The sequence below is a fragment of the Pseudomonas sp. MM213 genome, from assembly GCF_020423045.1.
Taxonomy (GTDB): Bacteria; Pseudomonadota; Gammaproteobacteria; order Pseudomonadales; family Pseudomonadaceae; genus Aquipseudomonas; species Aquipseudomonas migulae.
This window is the reverse complement of record NZ_CP081943.1, coordinates 1,426,009-1,442,974: the sequence shown is the minus strand read 5'-3', so window position 1 is coordinate 1,442,974 and position 16,966 is coordinate 1,426,009. Positions and strand designations below refer to the sequence as shown.

The 16,966-nt window shown below is 57.6% G+C and carries 17 protein-coding genes; 8 read left to right on the top strand and 9 right to left on the bottom strand.

The window, feature by feature from the left end; all coding sequences use genetic code 11:
* Positions 1–9: 9 nt before the first annotated feature.
* Positions 10–291: a hypothetical protein gene (locus tag K5R88_RS06420; protein WP_008036896.1), complete on the bottom strand. Its 282-nt coding sequence runs from the start codon at positions 289–291 to the stop codon at positions 10–12.
* A gap of 141 nt (positions 292–432) precedes the next feature.
* Positions 433–621 (bottom strand): hypothetical protein, encoded by a 189-nt coding sequence (locus tag K5R88_RS06415; RefSeq protein WP_008036894.1) that lies wholly within the window; start codon positions 619–621, stop codon positions 433–435.
* 279 nt (positions 622–900) lie between these two features.
* Here K5R88_RS06415 and galU point away from each other — a divergent pair, with 279 nt between their 5' ends.
* Positions 901–1,740, top strand: a complete 840-nt coding sequence (gene galU, locus K5R88_RS06410; protein WP_008036893.1) for a UTP--glucose-1-phosphate uridylyltransferase GalU — start codon at positions 901–903, stop codon at positions 1,738–1,740.
* 131 nt (positions 1,741–1,871) lie between these two features.
* On the top strand, positions 1,872–3,230 hold the full coding sequence (gene gorA, locus K5R88_RS06405; protein WP_226299465.1) for a glutathione-disulfide reductase: 1,359 nt from the start codon (positions 1,872–1,874) through the stop codon (positions 3,228–3,230).
* On the opposite strand, the gene K5R88_RS06400 is transcribed toward gorA, so the two are convergent.
* Positions 3,227–4,237 carry a DNA-binding protein gene (locus tag K5R88_RS06400; RefSeq protein WP_226299464.1) on the bottom strand — a complete coding sequence of 337 codons (1,011 nt, stop codon included), beginning with the start codon at positions 4,235–4,237 and terminating at the stop codon, positions 3,227–3,229. The two genes, gorA and K5R88_RS06400, sit on opposite strands and share 4 nt — an antisense overlap.
* 178 nt (positions 4,238–4,415) lie before the next feature.
* Here K5R88_RS06400 and K5R88_RS06395 point away from each other — a divergent pair, with 178 nt between their 5' ends.
* The 3 genes from K5R88_RS06395 (at position 4,416) to ahpF (ending at position 7,750) form a co-directional block, all read left to right on the top strand.
* Entirely contained in the window at positions 4,416–5,354 is a 939-nt protein-coding gene (locus tag K5R88_RS06395; protein WP_192416223.1) for a site-specific integrase, read from the top strand.
* A gap of 138 nt (positions 5,355–5,492) precedes the next feature.
* Positions 5,493–6,056 (top strand): alkyl hydroperoxide reductase subunit C, encoded by a 564-nt coding sequence (gene ahpC / locus K5R88_RS06390; protein WP_010460707.1) that lies wholly within the window; start codon positions 5,493–5,495, stop codon positions 6,054–6,056.
* 128 nt (positions 6,057–6,184) lie between these two features.
* A complete protein-coding gene (ahpF, locus tag K5R88_RS06385; RefSeq protein ID WP_226299463.1) occupies positions 6,185–7,750 on the top strand; it encodes an alkyl hydroperoxide reductase subunit F in 1,566 nt (521 codons plus the stop codon).
* A 132-nt stretch (positions 7,751–7,882) separates the two neighbouring features.
* Here ahpF and gloA read toward each other — a convergent pair whose 3' ends face one another.
* Positions 7,883–8,404: a lactoylglutathione lyase gene (gloA, locus tag K5R88_RS06380; protein ID WP_008031081.1), complete on the bottom strand. Its 522-nt coding sequence runs from the start codon at positions 8,402–8,404 to the stop codon at positions 7,883–7,885.
* Positions 8,405–8,549: 145 nt separating this feature from the next.
* Between gloA and K5R88_RS06375 the strand changes: the two genes are divergently transcribed.
* Positions 8,550–9,074, top strand: a complete 525-nt coding sequence (locus K5R88_RS06375) for a DUF4946 domain-containing protein (protein WP_226299462.1) — start codon at positions 8,550–8,552, stop codon at positions 9,072–9,074.
* Positions 9,075–9,239: 165 nt separating this feature from the next.
* On the opposite strand, the gene K5R88_RS06370 is transcribed toward K5R88_RS06375, so the two are convergent.
* The 3 genes from K5R88_RS06370 to K5R88_RS06360 all read right to left on the bottom strand — a co-directional run bounded on the left by K5R88_RS06370 (position 9,240) and on the right by K5R88_RS06360 (position 12,362).
* Complete coding sequence (locus K5R88_RS06370; RefSeq protein WP_008031084.1) at positions 9,240–9,605, bottom strand: histone-like nucleoid-structuring protein, MvaT/MvaU family; 366 nt, start codon at positions 9,603–9,605, stop codon at positions 9,240–9,242.
* Positions 9,606–9,838: 233 nt separating this feature from the next.
* The gene (locus K5R88_RS06365) at positions 9,839–11,374 is read right to left on the bottom strand and encodes an EAL domain-containing protein (RefSeq protein ID WP_226299461.1); all 1,536 of its coding nucleotides are present in this window, start codon (positions 11,372–11,374) and stop codon (positions 9,839–9,841) included.
* A gap of 115 nt (positions 11,375–11,489) precedes the next feature.
* Positions 11,490–12,362, bottom strand: a complete 873-nt coding sequence (locus tag K5R88_RS06360) for a LysR family transcriptional regulator (protein ID WP_223480391.1) — start codon at positions 12,360–12,362, stop codon at positions 11,490–11,492.
* Positions 12,363–12,440: 78 nt separating this feature from the next.
* Here K5R88_RS06360 and K5R88_RS06355 point away from each other — a divergent pair, with 78 nt between their 5' ends.
* On the top strand, positions 12,441–13,385 hold the full coding sequence (locus K5R88_RS06355; protein WP_226299460.1) for a DMT family transporter: 945 nt from the start codon (positions 12,441–12,443) through the stop codon (positions 13,383–13,385).
* A 252-nt stretch (positions 13,386–13,637) separates the two neighbouring features.
* Positions 13,638–14,714, top strand: coding sequence for a 4-hydroxyphenylpyruvate dioxygenase (gene hppD / locus K5R88_RS06350; RefSeq protein ID WP_008031092.1), 1,077 nt, complete (start codon positions 13,638–13,640; stop codon positions 14,712–14,714).
* A 128-nt stretch (positions 14,715–14,842) separates the two neighbouring features.
* Here hppD and rarD read toward each other — a convergent pair whose 3' ends face one another.
* Positions 14,843–15,724 (bottom strand): EamA family transporter RarD, encoded by an 882-nt coding sequence (gene rarD / locus K5R88_RS06345; RefSeq protein WP_226299459.1) that lies wholly within the window; start codon positions 15,722–15,724, stop codon positions 14,843–14,845.
* 200 nt (positions 15,725–15,924) lie between these two features.
* Positions 15,925–16,938, bottom strand: a complete 1,014-nt coding sequence (locus K5R88_RS06340) for an aldo/keto reductase (protein ID WP_008036869.1) — start codon at positions 16,936–16,938, stop codon at positions 15,925–15,927.
* Between the last annotated feature and the right edge of the window lie 28 nt (positions 16,939–16,966).

The window sequence follows — 16,966 nt, the reverse complement described above, 5'->3', positions numbered from 1 at the left end:
CAGGGCGCCTTACTTGCAGACCACCACGACGCTGCGGTTTTTGTAGTTGCCTACGTCGACGCCGAGAGTCTTGTCGCTTTCCTTGGTCGACGGGGTTCCGTCAGTGCCGACGATTCGATAGCCGGTGCCGGCGCAGGAGGCATCGGCTTTTTCATAGCAGGAGGCCCAGGAATTGGCTTCGCCGGAGCAGTCGATGGACAGGCCTGTTTCGCCATTGCCCAGGTAAGTCTTTTCAGAGGTGGCGCAGCCACTCAGGGCCAATATCGCAATCAAAGGCAAAAATCTATTCATGTCGTGGTCGTCGTCAGGGTGATGGGCTAAGCCTGTGACAGCGCCGGAATCAAAAGGTTATAGCGAAAGGCCACTTCGTTTCATCCAATCACAAAAAAGCCCTGCGCGAGGCAGGGCTTGGTCATGCAAATCGGCTCCGGATCAGGACTTGTCCTTGCCGCGACGCTTGGGCTCCGGGTGTTCGAGTTCCAATACAGACGCCACTTCAATCGCCAACGCTTCAGTCGGGAATGGCCCGGCGATATTCTCGCCGCTGACGCTGGCTACCCACCACTGGCCGTCTTTCGCCTGATTGATCAGGAACCCGTTGACACTTTTTGCTACCGACATCTATCTGCCTCGTTGGCTGGTTCAATTGCGCAATGATAACGCCAAACGCACGCAACCGGTGTTGATGGGTGTAGGGTGGTTGCGATTGCATGCTCGGTTGTCACCTGTGCAGCCCCGAAAATCTGCTATCTATAAGAGGCATCGCGACGTTCTGCGGAACTATCCGCAAGAATATTTCTCTATGTTGGCATCGGTTAGCCAGTGCGGGGCATTGTAAGGTGCACGCCGCCTGATTAGACTGCGCCGAAACTCGTACACACAGCCCTTTCAAGGACTTTTATGATCAAGAAATGCTTGTTCCCAGCAGCCGGTTACGGTACTCGCTTCCTGCCAGCGACTAAAGCCATGCCCAAAGAAATGCTGCCGGTGGTAAACAAGCCACTGATCCAGTACGGCGTCGAAGAAGCTCTGGATGCCGGTTTGACCGAAATCTCCATCGTTACCGGTCGTGGCAAGCGCGCCCTGGAAGACCACTTCGACATCAGCTACGAGCTGGAAAACCAGATCAAGGGCACCGACAAAGAGAAATACCTGGTCGGTATCCGCAAACTGCTCGACGAGTGCTCTTTCTCCTACACTCGCCAGACCGAAATGAAAGGCCTGGGTCATGCCATCCTGACCGGTCGTCCGCTGATCGGCGACGAACCTTTCGCCGTGGTGTTGGCGGATGACTTGTGCGTCAACCTCGACGGTGACGGCGTACTGACACAGATGGTCAAGCTGTACAAACAGTACCGCTGCTCGATCATTGCGATCCAGGAAGTCGATCCGCAGGAAACCAACAAGTACGGCGTAATTGCCGGTGACCTGATCGGTGATGACCTCTACCGCGTTCGCAACATGGTCGAGAAACCAGCCCCGGAAGACGCACCGTCGAACCTGGCGATCATCGGTCGTTACATCCTGACCCCGGACATCTTCGACCTGATCAAGCAAACCGAGCCAGGCAAGGGCGGCGAGATCCAGATCACCGACGCCTTGATGAAACAGGCGCAAAACGGTTGCGTCATTGCCTACAAGTTCAAAGGCAAGCGTTTCGACTGCGGTGGCGCTGAAGGCTACATCGAAGCAACCAACTTCTGCTTCGAGAACTTCTACAAGACTGGCAAGGCTTACTGATAGCGTTTGATTTGCTTGTTTCTTAAAAGCCACCTTCGGGTGGCTTTTTCATTTTCCGGCCCCATATCGTTTGCAGCGCTTGCCCAACGGACGTCTGCGGGTATGCTGTTTGCCTGCCGAGGAGATTGAAAATGGCCTACGATTTTGACCTTTATGTGATTGGCGCCGGTTCCGGCGGTGTGCGAGCGGCGCGTTTTTCGGCCGGGTTTGGCGCGAAAGTGGCCGTGGCCGAGAGCCGCTACCTGGGCGGTACGTGCGTGAACGTCGGCTGCGTGCCGAAGAAGTTGCTGGTCTACGGTGCGCACTTCGCCGAAGACTTCGAGCAATCTTCGGGCTTTGGCTGGACGCCGGGCGAAGCACAGTTTGATTGGGCAACGCTGATTGCCAACAAGGATCGCGAGATCAATCGCCTGAATGGCATCTATCGCAACCTGCTGGTCAATAGCGGCGTGACCTTGCATGAAGGTCACGCGAAGATCGTCGATCCTAATACGGTCGAGATTAATGGCGAGCGTTTTACGGCGAAGAACATCCTGATCGCCACGGGCGGCTGGCCGCAGATTCCGGAGATTCCGGGGCATGAACACGCGATCAGCTCCAACCAGGCATTCTTCCTCAAAGAGCTGCCAAAACGTGTGCTGGTTGTCGGTGGCGGTTACATCGCCGTTGAATTCGCCGGTATTTTCCACGGCCTGGGCGCCGAAACCACGTTGCTGTATCGCGGGGATCTGTTCCTGCGCGGTTTCGACGGCGCGGTGCGCAAGCACTTGCAGGAAGAACTGACCAAACGTGGCATGAACCTGCAATTCAATGCCGACATCGAGCGCATTGAAAAGCTCGCCGACGGCAGCTTGAAGGCAACGCTGAAGGACGGTCGCGAACTGGAGGCGGATTGCGTGTTCTACGCCACCGGCCGGCGTCCGATGCTGGACAACCTGGGGCTGGAAAACACCGGGGTCAAACTCGACAAGAAAGGCTTCGTTGAGGTCGATGAGCAATACCAGACCGCCGAACCGTCGATCCTCGCACTGGGCGATGTGATTGGCCGGGTTCAGCTCACGCCGGTTGCGCTGGCTGAAGGCATGGCCATTGCGCGTCGCTTGTTCAAGCCTGAGCAGTATCGCCCGGTGGATTACAAGATGATCCCGACGGCCGTGTTCAGCTTGCCGAACATCGGCACAGTCGGCCTCACGGAAGAAGAGGCTCGCGAGGCCGGCCATGACGTGGTGATTTTCGAAAGCCGTTTCCGCCCGATGAAGCTGACCCTGACCGAATGTCAGGAACGCACGCTGATGAAGCTCGTGGTGGACGGCAAAACCGACAAGGTGTTGGGTTGCCACATGGTCGGACCGGATGCCGGCGAGATCGTGCAAGGTCTGGCGATTGCCTTGAAGGCGGGCGCTACCAAGCGCGACTTCGACGAAACCATCGGCGTGCACCCGACGGCCGCCGAAGAGTTCGTCACCATGCGTACACCGGTCGCGGGTTAATCGGCCTTGGCTGCGTCTGGCGCTGTCGCAATGACCGCTGCCAGGCGCACGCTTTCATCGAGGCTCGCCTGAGTCTTCAGTAATTCAATTTCCAGCGCTTTGTTTATCTGCGACTGTTCCTCGACGTTCTGCTTCAGCGACTGGCTCTCCAGCAGTGCTGCGCGCAGGCGTTCCTGGAGGAGGGTGCGTTCGCTGTCGATCCGGTTGACCTGTTCCAGCAGTTGATCCTGGCGGGTATGGGTGTGCTTGAGCTGTTCCTGCAGCAGGCTCAGCTCGCGCAATGTGCCGCGATTTTCGGTCAGCAGGCGTTCGTTGTCGCGGTGCAACTGGGTGATTTCATCCTGGCGCACCAGGGCGCTTTGCTGGGCCTGGCGCAACTCCATCTGAATCTGCTGCACCTGGCCTTCGTGGCGGCTTTGTTCCTGCTCGCGCTGCTCTTTGACGGCATTGCGATAGTGCTCAAGTGCGTCACGGGCGTGCAGGTGCTTTTCCTCAAGGGAGCGGATCTGCTCGTCCTTGTCCTGCAAGCGCAACTCGAAATCAGCGAGCGCCTGGTTCATTCCGGCGTTGCGGGTTTGCTCGGTCTGCAGCATCGACAGGGTGTTTTGCAGGGTGTCGGACTCCTGCGTCAGCGCCAGGGTTTGAATCTCGTACTGCTGCTGCAATTCGCTGTTGGCTTCCTGGGCGTCTGTCAGCTGGCTTTCCAGGTCTTTTCGTTGCTGTTCGAACTGCGCGCGTGCCTGATCGATGGGTTCCTGCGCCTGCTCTTTGAGCCGTTGCGCAAGGCGCGAGACCAGCCCGGCCAGCTCGTCGTCGATGGGTTCGGAGGAGGGCGCTACCGGCTCGGCGCCGTCATCCAGCTCCTTCAAGTACCGGTGAATAGTGGTTTTCGAGCCGGTATTGCCCATTTCGATCCGTACTGCATCGATGCTGGGGTTTTCACCGCGAGCCAGAATTGCCAAGCGTGCCGCTTGCACCACTGCTTTGTTTACACCGCCGCGTGCCATGAACTCTCCTACGATTTCGTACTGTGGTACGTACCACTAAAGTACATAATGTACCACGCCAACAAACAACATTAAATACACGAAGTATTCACACGGGATATACTGGTATTACCCAATGTGATGCGCTTTGGCGCGGCTTTTCAGCCAAGAAATCAGTACGCCTTCGAGAAGTAAGCCCATGAGCGATCTGGATCGTTACCTGCAAGCCGCCACGCGCGACAACACTCGCCGAAGTTACCGGGCGGCCATCGAACATTTCGAAGTCGATTGGGGCGGGTTTCTGCCGGCCACGGCTGACAGCGTTGCGCGTTATCTGGTGGCGTATGCGGGTGAGTTATCGATCAATACGTTAAAGCTGCGGTTGTCGGCGCTGGCGCAGTGGCACAACAGCCAGGGGTTTGCCGATCCGACCAAGGCGCCCGTGGTGCGCAAAGTCTTCAAAGGCATCCGCGCGCTGCACCCGGCGCAGGAGAAGCAGGCTGAACCATTGCAGCTTCAGCATCTGGAGCAAGTGGTGGCCTGGCTTGAGCAGGAGGCGCAAACCGCGAAATCAAAAGACGACCGACCGGCCCTGTTAAGAGCCCGGCGCGATAGGGCGCTGATCTTGCTGGGCTTCTGGCGCGGTTTCCGCAGCGACGAGTTATGCCGCCTACAGATTGAGCACGTGCAGGCCAGTGCCGGTTCAGGCATCACCCTGTATCTGCCTCGCAGCAAGAGCGACCGCGAAAACCTTGGCAAGACTTACCAGACGCCGGCGTTGCAGCGCTTGTGTCCGGTGCAGGCATACATCGACTGGATGACCGAGGCCGCATTGGTGCGCGGGCCGGTGTTCCGTGGCATCGACCGCTGGGGGCATTTGAGCGAAGAGGGCTTGCACGCCAACAGCATCATTCCGTTATTGCGCCAGGCACTGGAGCGCGCCGGCATTGCGGCCGAGCACTACACCAGCCATTCGTTGCGACGGGGTTTTGCCACGTGGGCTCATCAAAGCGGTTGGGATTTGAAATCGCTGATGAGTTACGTCGGCTGGAAGGATATGAAATCGGCCATGCGTTACGTAGAAGCCAGTCCATTTCTGGGAATGACGCGGATTTCGGAAAAGCCGTTGGCGCCCTAGATACCTTTTCCTTCTATTAATACTGCCTGCTAATAGCGAAAACCAATCAGCAGCATGAGGTTTGCCAATGAGCCATCCGTCCGTCGAGTGGGTAGAGTTCACTCCATCAACTTCTTAACCCCTGACGGAGAGTCAACGATGCCTATCATCAACAGCCAAGTTAAACCATTCAAAGCTGACGCATTCAAAAACGGCGACTTCGTAAAAGTCTCGGACGCTGACCTGAAAGGCAAGTGGTCGGTTGTATTCTTCTACCCAGCAGACTTCACCTTCGTTTGCCCGACCGAACTGGAAGACCTGGCTGACAACTACGACGCGTTCCAGAAACTGGGCGTCGAGATCTACAGCGTTTCCACTGACACCCATTTTGCCCACGCTGCCTGGCACAACACTTCGCCAGCCATCGGCAAAATCCAGTACACCATGATCGGCGACCCGACCCACGCTATCTCCCGCAACTTCGACGTACTGATCGAAGATGCTGGTCTGGCTGACCGTGGCACCTTCGTGATCAACCCAGAAGGCCAGATCAAAATCGTTGAGCTGAACGATGGCGGCGTTGGCCGTGACGCTTCCGAGCTGCTGCGCAAAATCAAGGCTGCCCAGTACGTCGCTGCTCACCCAGGCCAGGTTTGCCCAGCCAAGTGGAAAGAAGGCGAGGCCACTCTGGCTCCGTCCCTGGACCTGGTCGGCAAGATCTAAGTCTGTGACACGCTTCAAAGGGCGGAACTCCGCACCTACTCAGTAAGCTGCACCGCCCAATAGAAAAGCCCGGGCGAGATTCGCTCGGGCTTTTTTTCGCCTCAAGAAAAGCAAAGGAAATCGCCCGTATGTTGGACGCCAATCTTAAAGCCCAGTTGAAATCGTACCTGGAACGGGTCACCCAGCCGATCGAGATCGTTGCATCCCTCGACGACGGTGCGAAATCCCGGGAAATGCTCGAACTGCTGAAAGACGTTGCCAGTCTTTCCAGCCAAATTACTTTGCTCGACAACGGTGACGACACGCGTAAACCATCGTTCTCGATCAATCGCCCCGGTGCCGACATAAACCTGCGTTTCGCCGGCATCCCGATGGGCCACGAATTTACCTCGCTGGTGCTGGCCCTGCTGCAAGTCGGTGGCCACCCTTCGAAAGCCAGTGCGGAAGTGATTGAACAGATCCGCTCGCTCAAAGGCCAGTTCAGCTTCGAGACTTACTTCTCGCTGTCCTGCCAGAACTGCCCGGACGTCGTTCAAGCGCTGAACCTGATGGCCGTGCTCAACCCGAACATCCGCCACGTTGCTATCGACGGCGCGTTGTTCCAGGCCGAAGTCGATGATCGCAAGATCATGGCCGTGCCAAGCATTTACCTGAACGGCGAGATTTTCGGCCAGGGCCGCATGGGCCTGGAAGAAATCCTCGCCAAGATCGACACCAGTGGTGCCGAGCGTCAGGCCGAGAAAATCAGCGCCAAGGAAGCCTTTGACGTGCTGGTGGTCGGCGGTGGCCCGGCCGGTGCTTCGGCAGCGATCTACGCCGCCCGTAAAGGCATTCGCACCGGTGTGGCGGCTGAGCGTTTTGGTGGGCAGGTGCTGGACACCATGGCCATCGAGAACTTCATCTCCGTGCAGGAGACCGAAGGGCCGAAACTGGCCAGCGCGCTCGAAGAGCACGTCAAGCAATACGACGTCGATATCATGAACCTGCAACGGGCCACCGCGCTGATCCCGGCGAAGAATCCAGGCGAGTTGCACGAGGTTCGCTTCGAAAGCGGTGCGACCCTCAAGACCAAGGCACTGATCCTCGCCACCGGCGCCCGCTGGCGTGAAATGGGTGTGCCGGGCGAGCAGGAATACAAAGCCAAAGGCGTGTGCTTCTGCCCGCACTGCGACGGTCCGCTGTTCAAAGGCAAGCGCGTAGCGGTGATCGGCGGCGGTAACTCCGGAGTTGAAGCGGCGATCGATCTGGCCGGTATTGTCAGCCACGTCACGCTGCTGGAATTCGACAGCAAGCTGCGCGCCGATGCGGTGTTGCAACGCAAGTTGTTCAGCCTGCCCAACGTCGATGTCATCACCAGCGCACTGACCAGTGAAGTGAAAGGTGACGGCCAGAAGGTGACCGGGCTGGTCTACAAGGATCGCGATTCGGGTGAGTTCAACACGGTGAGCCTTGAAGGTATCTTCGTGCAGATCGGTCTGCTGCCCAACACCGACTGGCTCAAAGGCACCATCGAGTTGTCGCCTCGCGGCGAGATCATCGTCGATGCCCGTGGTGAAACCTCGATGCCGGGCGTGTTCGCCGCCGGTGACGTGACGACCGTGCCGTACAAGCAGATTGTGATTGCAGTAGGCGAGGGCGCCAAGGCTTCCCTGAGCGCATTCGATCACTTGATCCGGACATCGGCCCCGGCATAAACCGGACGCTGAAAACACAAACCCCTGTAGGAGCAGAGCTTGCTCGCGAAGGCGGTGTGTCAGTCAATAGATATGCAGACTGACACACCGCCTTCGCGAGCAAGCTCTGCTCCTACAGGGACGTGGTGATGTTTACAGTGGCGCTGGCTGGATGATCTCGACCCAGTAAGCATCCGGGTCCTTGATGAATGCCAGGCTCTTCATGCGGCCGTCGTTCAGGCGCTTCTGGAAATCGCAGCCCAGCGCTTCGAAGCGTTCGCACGCAGCGACGATGTCCGGGACTGAGATGCAGATGTGGCCGAAACCGCGCGGGTCGGTGTTGCCGTTGTGGTAGGCGAAATCAGCATCGTTTTCGGTGCCGTGGTTGTGGGTCAGCTCAAGGATGCCGGGGATCGACTTCATCCATTGGGTGCGGGCTGCGGCATCGGCCGGGATCTGGTTCTTGTCGACCAGCGCCAGGAAATACAGGCTGAACTCGGCTTCCGGGAAGTCGCGCTTTTCCACCAGCGAGAAACCGAGGACCCGCGTGTAGAAATCCAGGGACTTGGTGATGTCTTTGACCCGCAGCATTGTGTGGTTGAACACGAAATTCTGCGTTGCGGTGTCAGGTTGGGCGGTGACGCCTGGGAAGGTGTTCAATTCGTGCAGGCTCATGGGCCCTCCGGAAAATAAGTGGGGCTAACGAATGACGCCAATGATACGCAAGGGCGCAGGCATCACCAAACCCAAACCACCCGCTATTGCCTGACAGGCGGACGAGGCTCAGACTTTATCGCTCAATCCGTGAGTATTCATTGCAATGACCCGATCCTGTAAATCGCTGTTCGTTCTGATTTTCCTGTTGTCAGGCGTTGCCTGTGCTCATGCGGATGCGCCGATCGTGACCTGGCCAGATGGCTGGGAAGTCGAAGCGACCCCGCCGGATCAGGCTACGCCTCAGGTGTCCCGGCAGCGCGCGGTGAAAAACGATCAAGGCGGTGCGCCGTTGATGGTCATGGAGTTGACCATGACGACAGTGGAAAGCGGTCATCAGGTCAATCTGCAAGGTGTGCTGCTGGAAATGCGCAAGTCCGTGCAGAAAGACTTCTTTCAGGGCGGTTATCAAAGCGTGTGCAACAAAATCCATCCGGCAACGTTGAGCCGCCTGGCGGCACTGGAAACTACCTGCACCATTACGCAGAACGGACGCCATGTGCTTTCGCAAACATTGGTCGCGGCGGTGGATGCCGATAAGGCTTATGTTCTTTCGTACGCAGGGCAGGCAGAGGCTTACAAGGCAAGCCTGGGTGAAATAGAGGCTGCTCGTAACAGCTTGAAACTTTAGATAACGGTTTGCACGGTCGTGCATTTCGCAATGTTTAGATACCCAAAGGGATTAAGCACAAAGTTAGTCGATAAGTAGCGAATTGATCGATTCCAATCGTTGCATTTAACAGGTATCCATAAAAAAGCCCTGCTTGATGCAGGGCTTTTTTGTCACCGCGAGTGCTTAGCCGCGAAGCCAGGAATCAACGGTGGAAGCACCGTATTGTTCCTTCCAGGCTTTCAGGCCGCGGTGGTTGCCGCCCTTGGTTTCAATCAGTTCACCGGTGTGCGGATTCTGATAAACCTTGACCACGCGAGCGCGGCGGGTTTTCGGCGCGGCGGCCTGCTGCAGACCGGATTTTGCCGGGTTCGGATCGAGAATGGCGATGATGTCGCGCAAGCTCTTGCCGTAGGTTTTCATCAGCCCCTGGAGCTTTTCTTCGAATTCGATTTCTTTCTTGAGCCCGGCATCGTTCTTCAGGGATTCCAGCTGCTTGAGCTGCTCTTGAAGGGCCTTTTCAGCTGCACGAAATTCAGCGAGTCTGGACAATATCTTTACTCCAATAGTGTGTTTGGCTGATACCAACCGCAAACAAAGCTATAAGCCAAGAGCCTTGTAGCGACTCGGTGATAGTGGCTCACCTGCCAATTTATAGCAGGCATGAAAAATTGTAGTAGTTAATGAGCAAAGAGTAAATCCTGACTTTTTCTTCATGTAACGAGAGTAGTCTTTTGATTCAATTTGGTGCGCATCGCCGTTGTCTCGTCGCTTAATGCCATTAGTTAATGGTGACTTAATGCCTTAATGAAGTCTTCACCGGGCATCGGCCTGCCGAACAGATATCCTTGCAGAAAGTTCACGCCATGGGCGGTGAGGTAGTCACTTTGCTCTTCGGTTTCCACGCCTTCGGCGACGATGCCCAGATCGAGCTTGGCGGAGAGTTCGATGATGGTGTCCAGAATGTGCCGGGAGAGGGCGTCGGCACCGATCAGGGCGACAAAGCTCTGGTCGATTTTCAGGAAGTCGACATTGAACTGGCGCAGATAACCCAGGCTTGAATGGCCGGTGCCGAAGTCATCGATGGCGATCATCACGCCCAGCGCGTGAAGTTGCTCGAACAACTGCAACGTGATGGCGGTCGGCTCGATCAGTTCACGTTCGGTCAACTCCAGTACCAAGTGAATGGAGCCCGGCGCAAAGTTGCCCAGGAATGTCCGGCAATCTTCGACCAGTTCCAGGTTCTTGCAGTGGCTGGCAGTGATGTTGATGCCCACGTGAAACGGGCTTTCGAATGAGGTCGACAAGGGCGCCAGCAATGCGGCGGTTTGCTGCATTAAAGAACGGGTCATGGGCACGATAAGCCCGGAGTGCTCGGCGAACGGAATAAACAGATCGGGACGAACCAGGCCTTCCTTCGGGTGCTTCCAGCGCATCAGCACCTCGGTGCCTGACCATTTCTTGCTGTCGCCATGAACCACCGGCTGAAAGTATGGAACGAACTCCGCGGCTTCCAGTGCTCGCTGTAGTTCATGGCTCGGCGACGAAGAGCGCTTCTGCACAAAGTGCCCGATGGAACCTGACACCACGCCGAAGAAGATCAGCAAGCTGAACAGCGGCGGATATTCGCTACTCATGTAGCGCCACGTTTCGCCTTCGGGAAATCCGGCTGTTACAGAGAACGCGTAGCGCGAGGAACCGAGCCTGGTTTGCGCCACGGGCAAAGTGGGGAGGGGGTCTTGATGGAACTGGCCATCGGCGGTCAGCCAATGGGGGCCGACTTGCAGCATCAATATTGTCGAGCGGCCGATCATGCGCAGTACGTTGCTCAAGTGATAACCGTCGAGCGTGCTCAGCGCGCCCTTTTTGCCTTCGCCGATGCGGTACACCAGCACCGCGGAATCGGGCGTGACCAGATTGCCTTTCATCAGTCGCAACGTGCCGTTGCTGTAGTCGCCCGCTTCGATTTTTTCGCGGAAGTCGCCGAACAAAGAACTGCAATAATTGGTGTCGTCCCACACCAGATTGGTCGAGCGCACAAACGGACGGCGGGTGACTTGCTCGCGTAAGGCCAGATTGACGTCAATACAACTTTTCCCGGCCAGCGGCAGCAATTCGCGTGCGGCCTGCGCGGTGTTGTCGAGCATCAGTTCGAATTGGCGGATGGCTTCTTCGGCGGTCAGTCGGGTGCTTTGCTCAAGCGCGCGCTCAGCTTGCAGGTAAAGAATGGCGAACCCGAGCAACATCGGGAGCAAACCACTCAATACGGTGACAATAATCCGTCTGCCGCGTTGGCGGCGGGTTTTTACAGTCAGTGGCATTTGCGAAACCTGTAGCGATGAAATAGGGCTCTCAAATGCAGGCAGGACAACGGCACGCCTCCCCAAAAGAGTTCGGTCAGAGGCCATGATAGTTGGCCTTTGTGGCTTATGCCGCTCAACGGTAGGCCAGGCTTGTGGCCAGTTTGATAAAGGCCAGTGCCGCCGGTGAACTCTGGCGTTGGTCGAGCACGGCCAGGCCGACCTGGCGTGCGATCGCTGGCGATAGCGGTTTTTTCAGGTAGCGGTCGTCGTGATGCGTGGGCAGCGAGCCTTCGGCGACCACGGTCAAGGCATCGCCCCGGCCAACGGTATCCAGCGTGCTGAGCAGCTGCGAGCAGCGATAACGAATGTTCGGCGTCAACCGCGCGGCACTGAACAAGCGGGAAACCAGCTCCGAAGAGCCGGCCTCGGTCAGCACGAACGGGTCGTGACACAAATCGCCCAGGGTCAGGCTGGCGCGAGCCGCCAGCGGATGATGGGCGGGCAGCAACGCGACCATCTGGTCCTCGAACAGCGCAAAGGTGTCGAAGCGCTCCTCGGGCAACACCACGAAGCCGATGTCGATGCGTCGCTCTTCCAGCCACTGGATCACTTGGCGGTCGGGGCCTTCATCAATGTGCACCTCGATGCCGGGGTGAGCGGCGCGGTAGTGCTGCAGGATCGTCGGCAACAACTTGATCGATGAGGTCGGGCCGAACGAGCCGATGCGCAATGTGCCGCGTTTCATGCCGCGGGCATCCGCCGCTTCCTGGCGCAAGGTGTTGGCCAGCCCGAGCATTGCCCGGGCGCGCAACAGCAGCTGTTGGCCGATGTCACTCAGTTCGACCTGAGACTGATGCCGCCGCAGCAGCTCGACGCCCAGTTCCTGTTCCAGCGACTTGAGGGCGTGAGACACCGCGGATTGAGAAATGCCCAGACGATTGGCCGCCGCCGTAAAGCCGTGAAGTTCGGCAACGAGCGAGAAGATCTCCAGCTGAGTGAGGGTCATGAGCTTTTACTCATTTTACGATGATCGAATATTAGCGAAATGATACGCCATCGAATCGATCTGTCGTTCTGGAGACTTATGACTGCATATGAGCAAAGCCTGTCGGAGCCTTCCGATGTCGCGGTTTATTTCAAACTCGCGGCGGTCACCATGATTTGGGGCGGCACTTTCGTCGCGGGGCGGTTTCTGGCGGATAGCCTCAGCCCGTTGTTCGCCGCCAGCCTGCGTTTTTTGCTGGCCAGCGCGGCGCTGCTCCTGTTTTTGCTGCTCGCGCGCATTCCACTGGCCCGGCCGAGCCCTCGGCAATGGTTGCAACTGGCGTTGTTGGGCTTTTTCGGGATTTTTTTCTACAACCTGTGCTTCTTCTATGGCCTGCACTACATCAATGCCTCGCGGGCGTCATTGATCGTGGCGCTGAACCCGGCCGTGATCGGACTGGCCTCGTGTCTGCTGTTCAAGGAGCGCTTGAGTCGAGCGAAAGTCATCGGCATCGCGATCTGCATTGCCGGGGCAAGCCTGGTGATTGTCAGTCGTCATCCGCAGTTGTTGGCCGGTCAGGCGGATGCCTGGTTCGGCGATCTGTTGATTTTCGGCTGCGTGCTCGGTTGGGGCATTTACTCACTGTTCTCCAGAGATCTGAATCAAACCCTGGGGCCGGTGCAAACGGTGACGTATTCGATTTTGCTGGGCACGGTGATGCTCTGGGTGGCCAGTGCCGTCAGGGGCGAGGTGAGTGTTGCGGCGCTGGTCAGCCTTGACCCGGCGCAATGGTTGAGCCTGATGTATCTGGGCGTGTTGGGCTCGGCGCTGGCGTATATTGGCTATTACGACGGCCTGCGCAAAATCGGCGCGACCCGTTCCGGGGTGTTCATCGCCTTGAATCCGCTGACCGCTGTCATCCTGGGTGCGTTGCTGCTCGGCGAGCGATTGACCCTGACGATGTGTCTGGGCGGAGGGCTGATTCTGGCGGGGATTTTCCTCTGCAACAAACCCCTTGCGCGACTAGGGAAAAAGGGGATTTGATACAGAAGGCGGACAAACCTATTTACGCTGTGTAGAATCCGGTTACGCATATAAGAATAAATGGCTTCTGGCAGCAGAAGCCTCGCCCGTAATAGCCTTGGGTCGACAATGAAGAGTTTTGGGTTTCAATTGATCTACGGTGACTTCCTCGCGCGCAGCGTGCGGGGCATCTCCTGCGCGCCACCCGCCGGTCTCAGCATTGCCAGCAACTAACGATTCGTTAATTGACCAGAAAATGATGAGGCACCGACCATGGCAGATTTATACGAAAACCCGATGGGCCTGATGGGCTTTGAATTCATTGAGTTCGCATCGCCAACCCCGAACACGCTGGAGCCGATCTTCAAGATCATGGGCTTCACCAAAGTCGCGACCCACCGTTCCAAAGACGTGCACTTGTATCGCCAGGGCGCGATCAACCTGATCCTCAACAACGAACCTCACAGCGTCGCTTCGTACTTCGCGGCCGAGCATGGCCCGTCGGTGTGCGGCATGGCGTTCCGCGTCAAGGATTCGCAAAAGGCCTACAAGCGTGCACTGGAACTCGGCGCGCAGCCGATCCACATCGAAACCGGCCCGATGGAACTGCACCTGCCGGCGATCAAAGGCATCGGCGGCGCGCCGCTGTACCTGATCGACCGTTTCGGTGAAGGCAGCTCGATCTACGACATCGACTTCGTGTTCATCGAAGGCGTTGACCGCAACCCGGTCGGTGCCGGCCTGAAGATCATCGATCACCTGACTCACAACGTGTATCGTGGCCGCATGGCGTACTGGGCGAACTTCTACGAGAAGCTGTTCAACTTCCGTGAAATCCGCTACTTCGACATCAAGGGCGAATACACCGGCCTGACCTCCAAGGCGATGACCGCGCCGGACGGCATGATCCGCATCCCGTTGAACGAAGAGTCCTCCAAGGGCGCCGGGCAGATCGAAGAGTTCCTGATGCAGTTCAACGGCGAGGGCATCCAGCACGTGGCGTTCCTCAGCGACGATCTGATCAAGACCTGGGATCACCTGAAAAGCATCGGCATGCGCTTCATGACGGCGCCACCGGAAACCTATTACGAAATGCTTGAAGGCCGCTTGCCGAACCACGGCGAACCGGTTGATCAACTGCAAGCGCGAGGCATCCTGCTGGACGGTTCGTCCGAGTCGGGCGACAAGCGTCTGCTGTTGCAGATCTTCTCGGAAACCCTGATGGGCCCGGTGTTCTTCGAATTCATCCAGCGTAAAGGCGACGACGGGTTCGGCGAGGGCAACTTCAAGGCGCTGTTCGAATCGATCGAACGTGACCAGGTTCGTCGTGGTGTGCTCTCCACCGACTAAGTTGATCCACCGATAAAAACTGTGGGAGTGAGCCTGCTCGCGATAGCGGTCTGTCAGCCAACATCAATGTTGAGTTTGACGACGCTATCGCGAGCAGGCTCACTCCCACATTTGTTTTTGCACAGGCCTTAAGGGCGGCGTTGTCGCATCATGTGCTTGAACCCTTCGAACATCAGCACCAGCACCGCCATCCAGATCGGAATGTAGGTCAGCCATTCCCCGGTCTTGATGCTTTCCCCGAGCAGCAACGCAACGCCAAGCAACAGCACCGGCTCGACGTAGCTCAACAGGCCGAACAGGCTGAAGGGCAACAGCCGGCTGGCGATGATGTAGATCACCAGCGCCGACGCACTGATCACGCCGAGAAGCGGGATCAACAGTGACAGCCACGGATGCTGATCAAACACATTGAAACCTTGCTCGCCGGTCTGTACGAACCAGAAGGCCACCGGCAGCATCAACGCCATGTCCAGCCACAAGCCGCCGAGGTTGTCCGTCGCCAGTCGCTTGCGCAGGATGAAATACGTTGGATAGCCGATGCACACCAGCAACGTCGCCCAGGAAAAACCACCGACCTGATACACCTCGTTGATCACACCGAGGCAGGCAAAAAACACGGCAATTTTCTGTAGATAGGAGAGGCGCTCACCGTAGGCGAGCCGTCCGGTCAGGACCATGGTCAGTGGCAACAGGAAATAGCCCAGCGACACATCAAGGCTGTAGCCGTTGAGCGGCGCCCACATGAACAGCCAGAGTTGCACGCCCAGCAGGGCCGAAGAGGCGATCAGGGCGGCAATCAGTTTCGGCTGGGCGATGGCTCGGCGAACGAGCTCGACCACGCGCTTCCATTCGCGGGACACCACCATGAACACGGTCATGCACGGCACTGTCAGCAGCATGCGCCAGCCAAAAATTTCCACACCGCTCAACGGGTTGAGCAGTGAGGTGTAGTAATACATGACGGCAAACAGCACAGAGGCCGAAACCGATAGAGCGATACCTTTAGACAAACTGTCCTCGCGAAGTTGAACGTGAAACGGGGTGCGGAGGATACGTGGTTTTTGTGTTGAATATTGTTCGGATGATCAATATTTACAACACGGCAATACCCTGTGGGAGCGAGCCTGCTCGCGATGGTGTATCAGCCACATCGGTATCAACTGACAGATCATCGCGAGCAGGCTCGCTCCTACAGTGGTTATGTGTTTCTTCAGGTGTTGCGCGGTTTGCGGCCCGACACGAAATGGCTCACATCATTGAACCCTGGCGTGGACGCATGCCCCGGTGTCACCAGCGAGTCGATAAACGCTTCATCCTGCGCCGTGATCTTCACCGCCTGCGCCTTAGTGTAGGCATCCCATTGCTCTTCGGTACGCGGCCCGACAATGGCCGAGGTGACGGCGCTGTTGTTCAGCACCCAGGCAATCGCGAATTCGACGATACCGACGCCGCGATCTTGCGTGTACTGCTGGATCTGCTGGGCGATGCGCAGGGATTCGACGCGCCATTCGGTTTCCAGAATACGTTTGTCGGCGCGCCCGGCGCGGCTGTTGGCATCCGGTTTTACATCCGGCGCATATTTGCCGCTGAGCACGCCGCGCGCCAGCGGGCTGTAAGGCACAACGCCCAAACCGTAGTTCTGCGCGGCGGTGATCTGTTCGGTTTCGGCCTGGCGATTGACGATGTTGTACAGCGGCTGGCTGATGACAGGGCGGTCGACACCCAGTTGGTCGGCCACGCGAATGACCTCGGCGATGCGCCAGCCACGGTAGTTCGACAACCCCCAGTTGCGGATTTTGCCCTGGCGAATCAGGTCGCCGATGGCCGACACCGTCACTTCCAGCGGCGTGTTGTGGTCTTCGCGGTGCAGGTAATAAAGGTCGACGTAGTCGGTGCCCAGGCGCGTGAGGCTGGCATCGATGCCATTGAAAATGTGCTTGCGGCTCAGGCCGCTGCGGTTCGGCACACCGTCCACCGGGCCGAAACCGACTTTGGTGGCGAGCACCCATTCGTGGCGGTTGCCGGCGATCGCTTCGCCGACGATCTCTTCAGAGCGACCGTTGGTGTAGACGTCGGCGGTGTCGATGAAATTGATGCCCTGGTCCCAGGCCTTGTCGATGATCCGCAGGGAATCTTCGGTGCTGGTCTGTTCGCCGAACATCATGGTCCCCAGGGTCAGGGTGGACACCTGCAATCCCGAGTGACCCAGCGTGCGGTAGCTCATGACGAAATCCTTTTACCAGTGGGAAAGG

Coding starts and splice junctions, on each gene's coding strand:
- galU (WP_008036893.1), top strand. CDS start 901: ATGATCAAGAAATGCTTGTTCCCAGCAGCCGGTTACGGTACTCGCTTC.
- K5R88_RS06365 (WP_226299461.1), bottom strand. CDS start 11,374: ATGCCACTGACTGTAAAAACCCGCCGCCAACGCGGCAGACGGATTATT.
- K5R88_RS06415 (WP_008036894.1), bottom strand. CDS start 621: ATGTCGGTAGCAAAAAGTGTCAACGGGTTCCTGATCAATCAGGCGAAA.
- K5R88_RS06400 (WP_226299464.1), bottom strand. CDS start 4,237: ATGGCACGCGGCGGTGTAAACAAAGCAGTGGTGCAAGCGGCACGCTTG.
- K5R88_RS06360 (WP_223480391.1), bottom strand. CDS start 12,362: ATGACCCTCACTCAGCTGGAGATCTTCTCGCTCGTTGCCGAACTTCAC.
- K5R88_RS06355 (WP_226299460.1), top strand. CDS start 12,441: ATGACTGCATATGAGCAAAGCCTGTCGGAGCCTTCCGATGTCGCGGTT.
- K5R88_RS06375 (WP_226299462.1), top strand. CDS start 8,550: ATGACCCGATCCTGTAAATCGCTGTTCGTTCTGATTTTCCTGTTGTCA.
- ahpF (WP_226299463.1), top strand. CDS start 6,185: ATGTTGGACGCCAATCTTAAAGCCCAGTTGAAATCGTACCTGGAACGG.
- hppD (WP_008031092.1), top strand. CDS start 13,638: ATGGCAGATTTATACGAAAACCCGATGGGCCTGATGGGCTTTGAATTC.
- K5R88_RS06395 (WP_192416223.1), top strand. CDS start 4,416: ATGAGCGATCTGGATCGTTACCTGCAAGCCGCCACGCGCGACAACACT.
- gorA (WP_226299465.1), top strand. CDS start 1,872: ATGGCCTACGATTTTGACCTTTATGTGATTGGCGCCGGTTCCGGCGGT.
- K5R88_RS06420 (WP_008036896.1), bottom strand. CDS start 291: ATGAATAGATTTTTGCCTTTGATTGCGATATTGGCCCTGAGTGGCTGC.
- K5R88_RS06340 (WP_008036869.1), bottom strand. CDS start 16,938: ATGAGCTACCGCACGCTGGGTCACTCGGGATTGCAGGTGTCCACCCTG.
- gloA (WP_008031081.1), bottom strand. CDS start 8,404: ATGAGCCTGCACGAATTGAACACCTTCCCAGGCGTCACCGCCCAACCT.
- ahpC (WP_010460707.1), top strand. CDS start 5,493: ATGCCTATCATCAACAGCCAAGTTAAACCATTCAAAGCTGACGCATTC.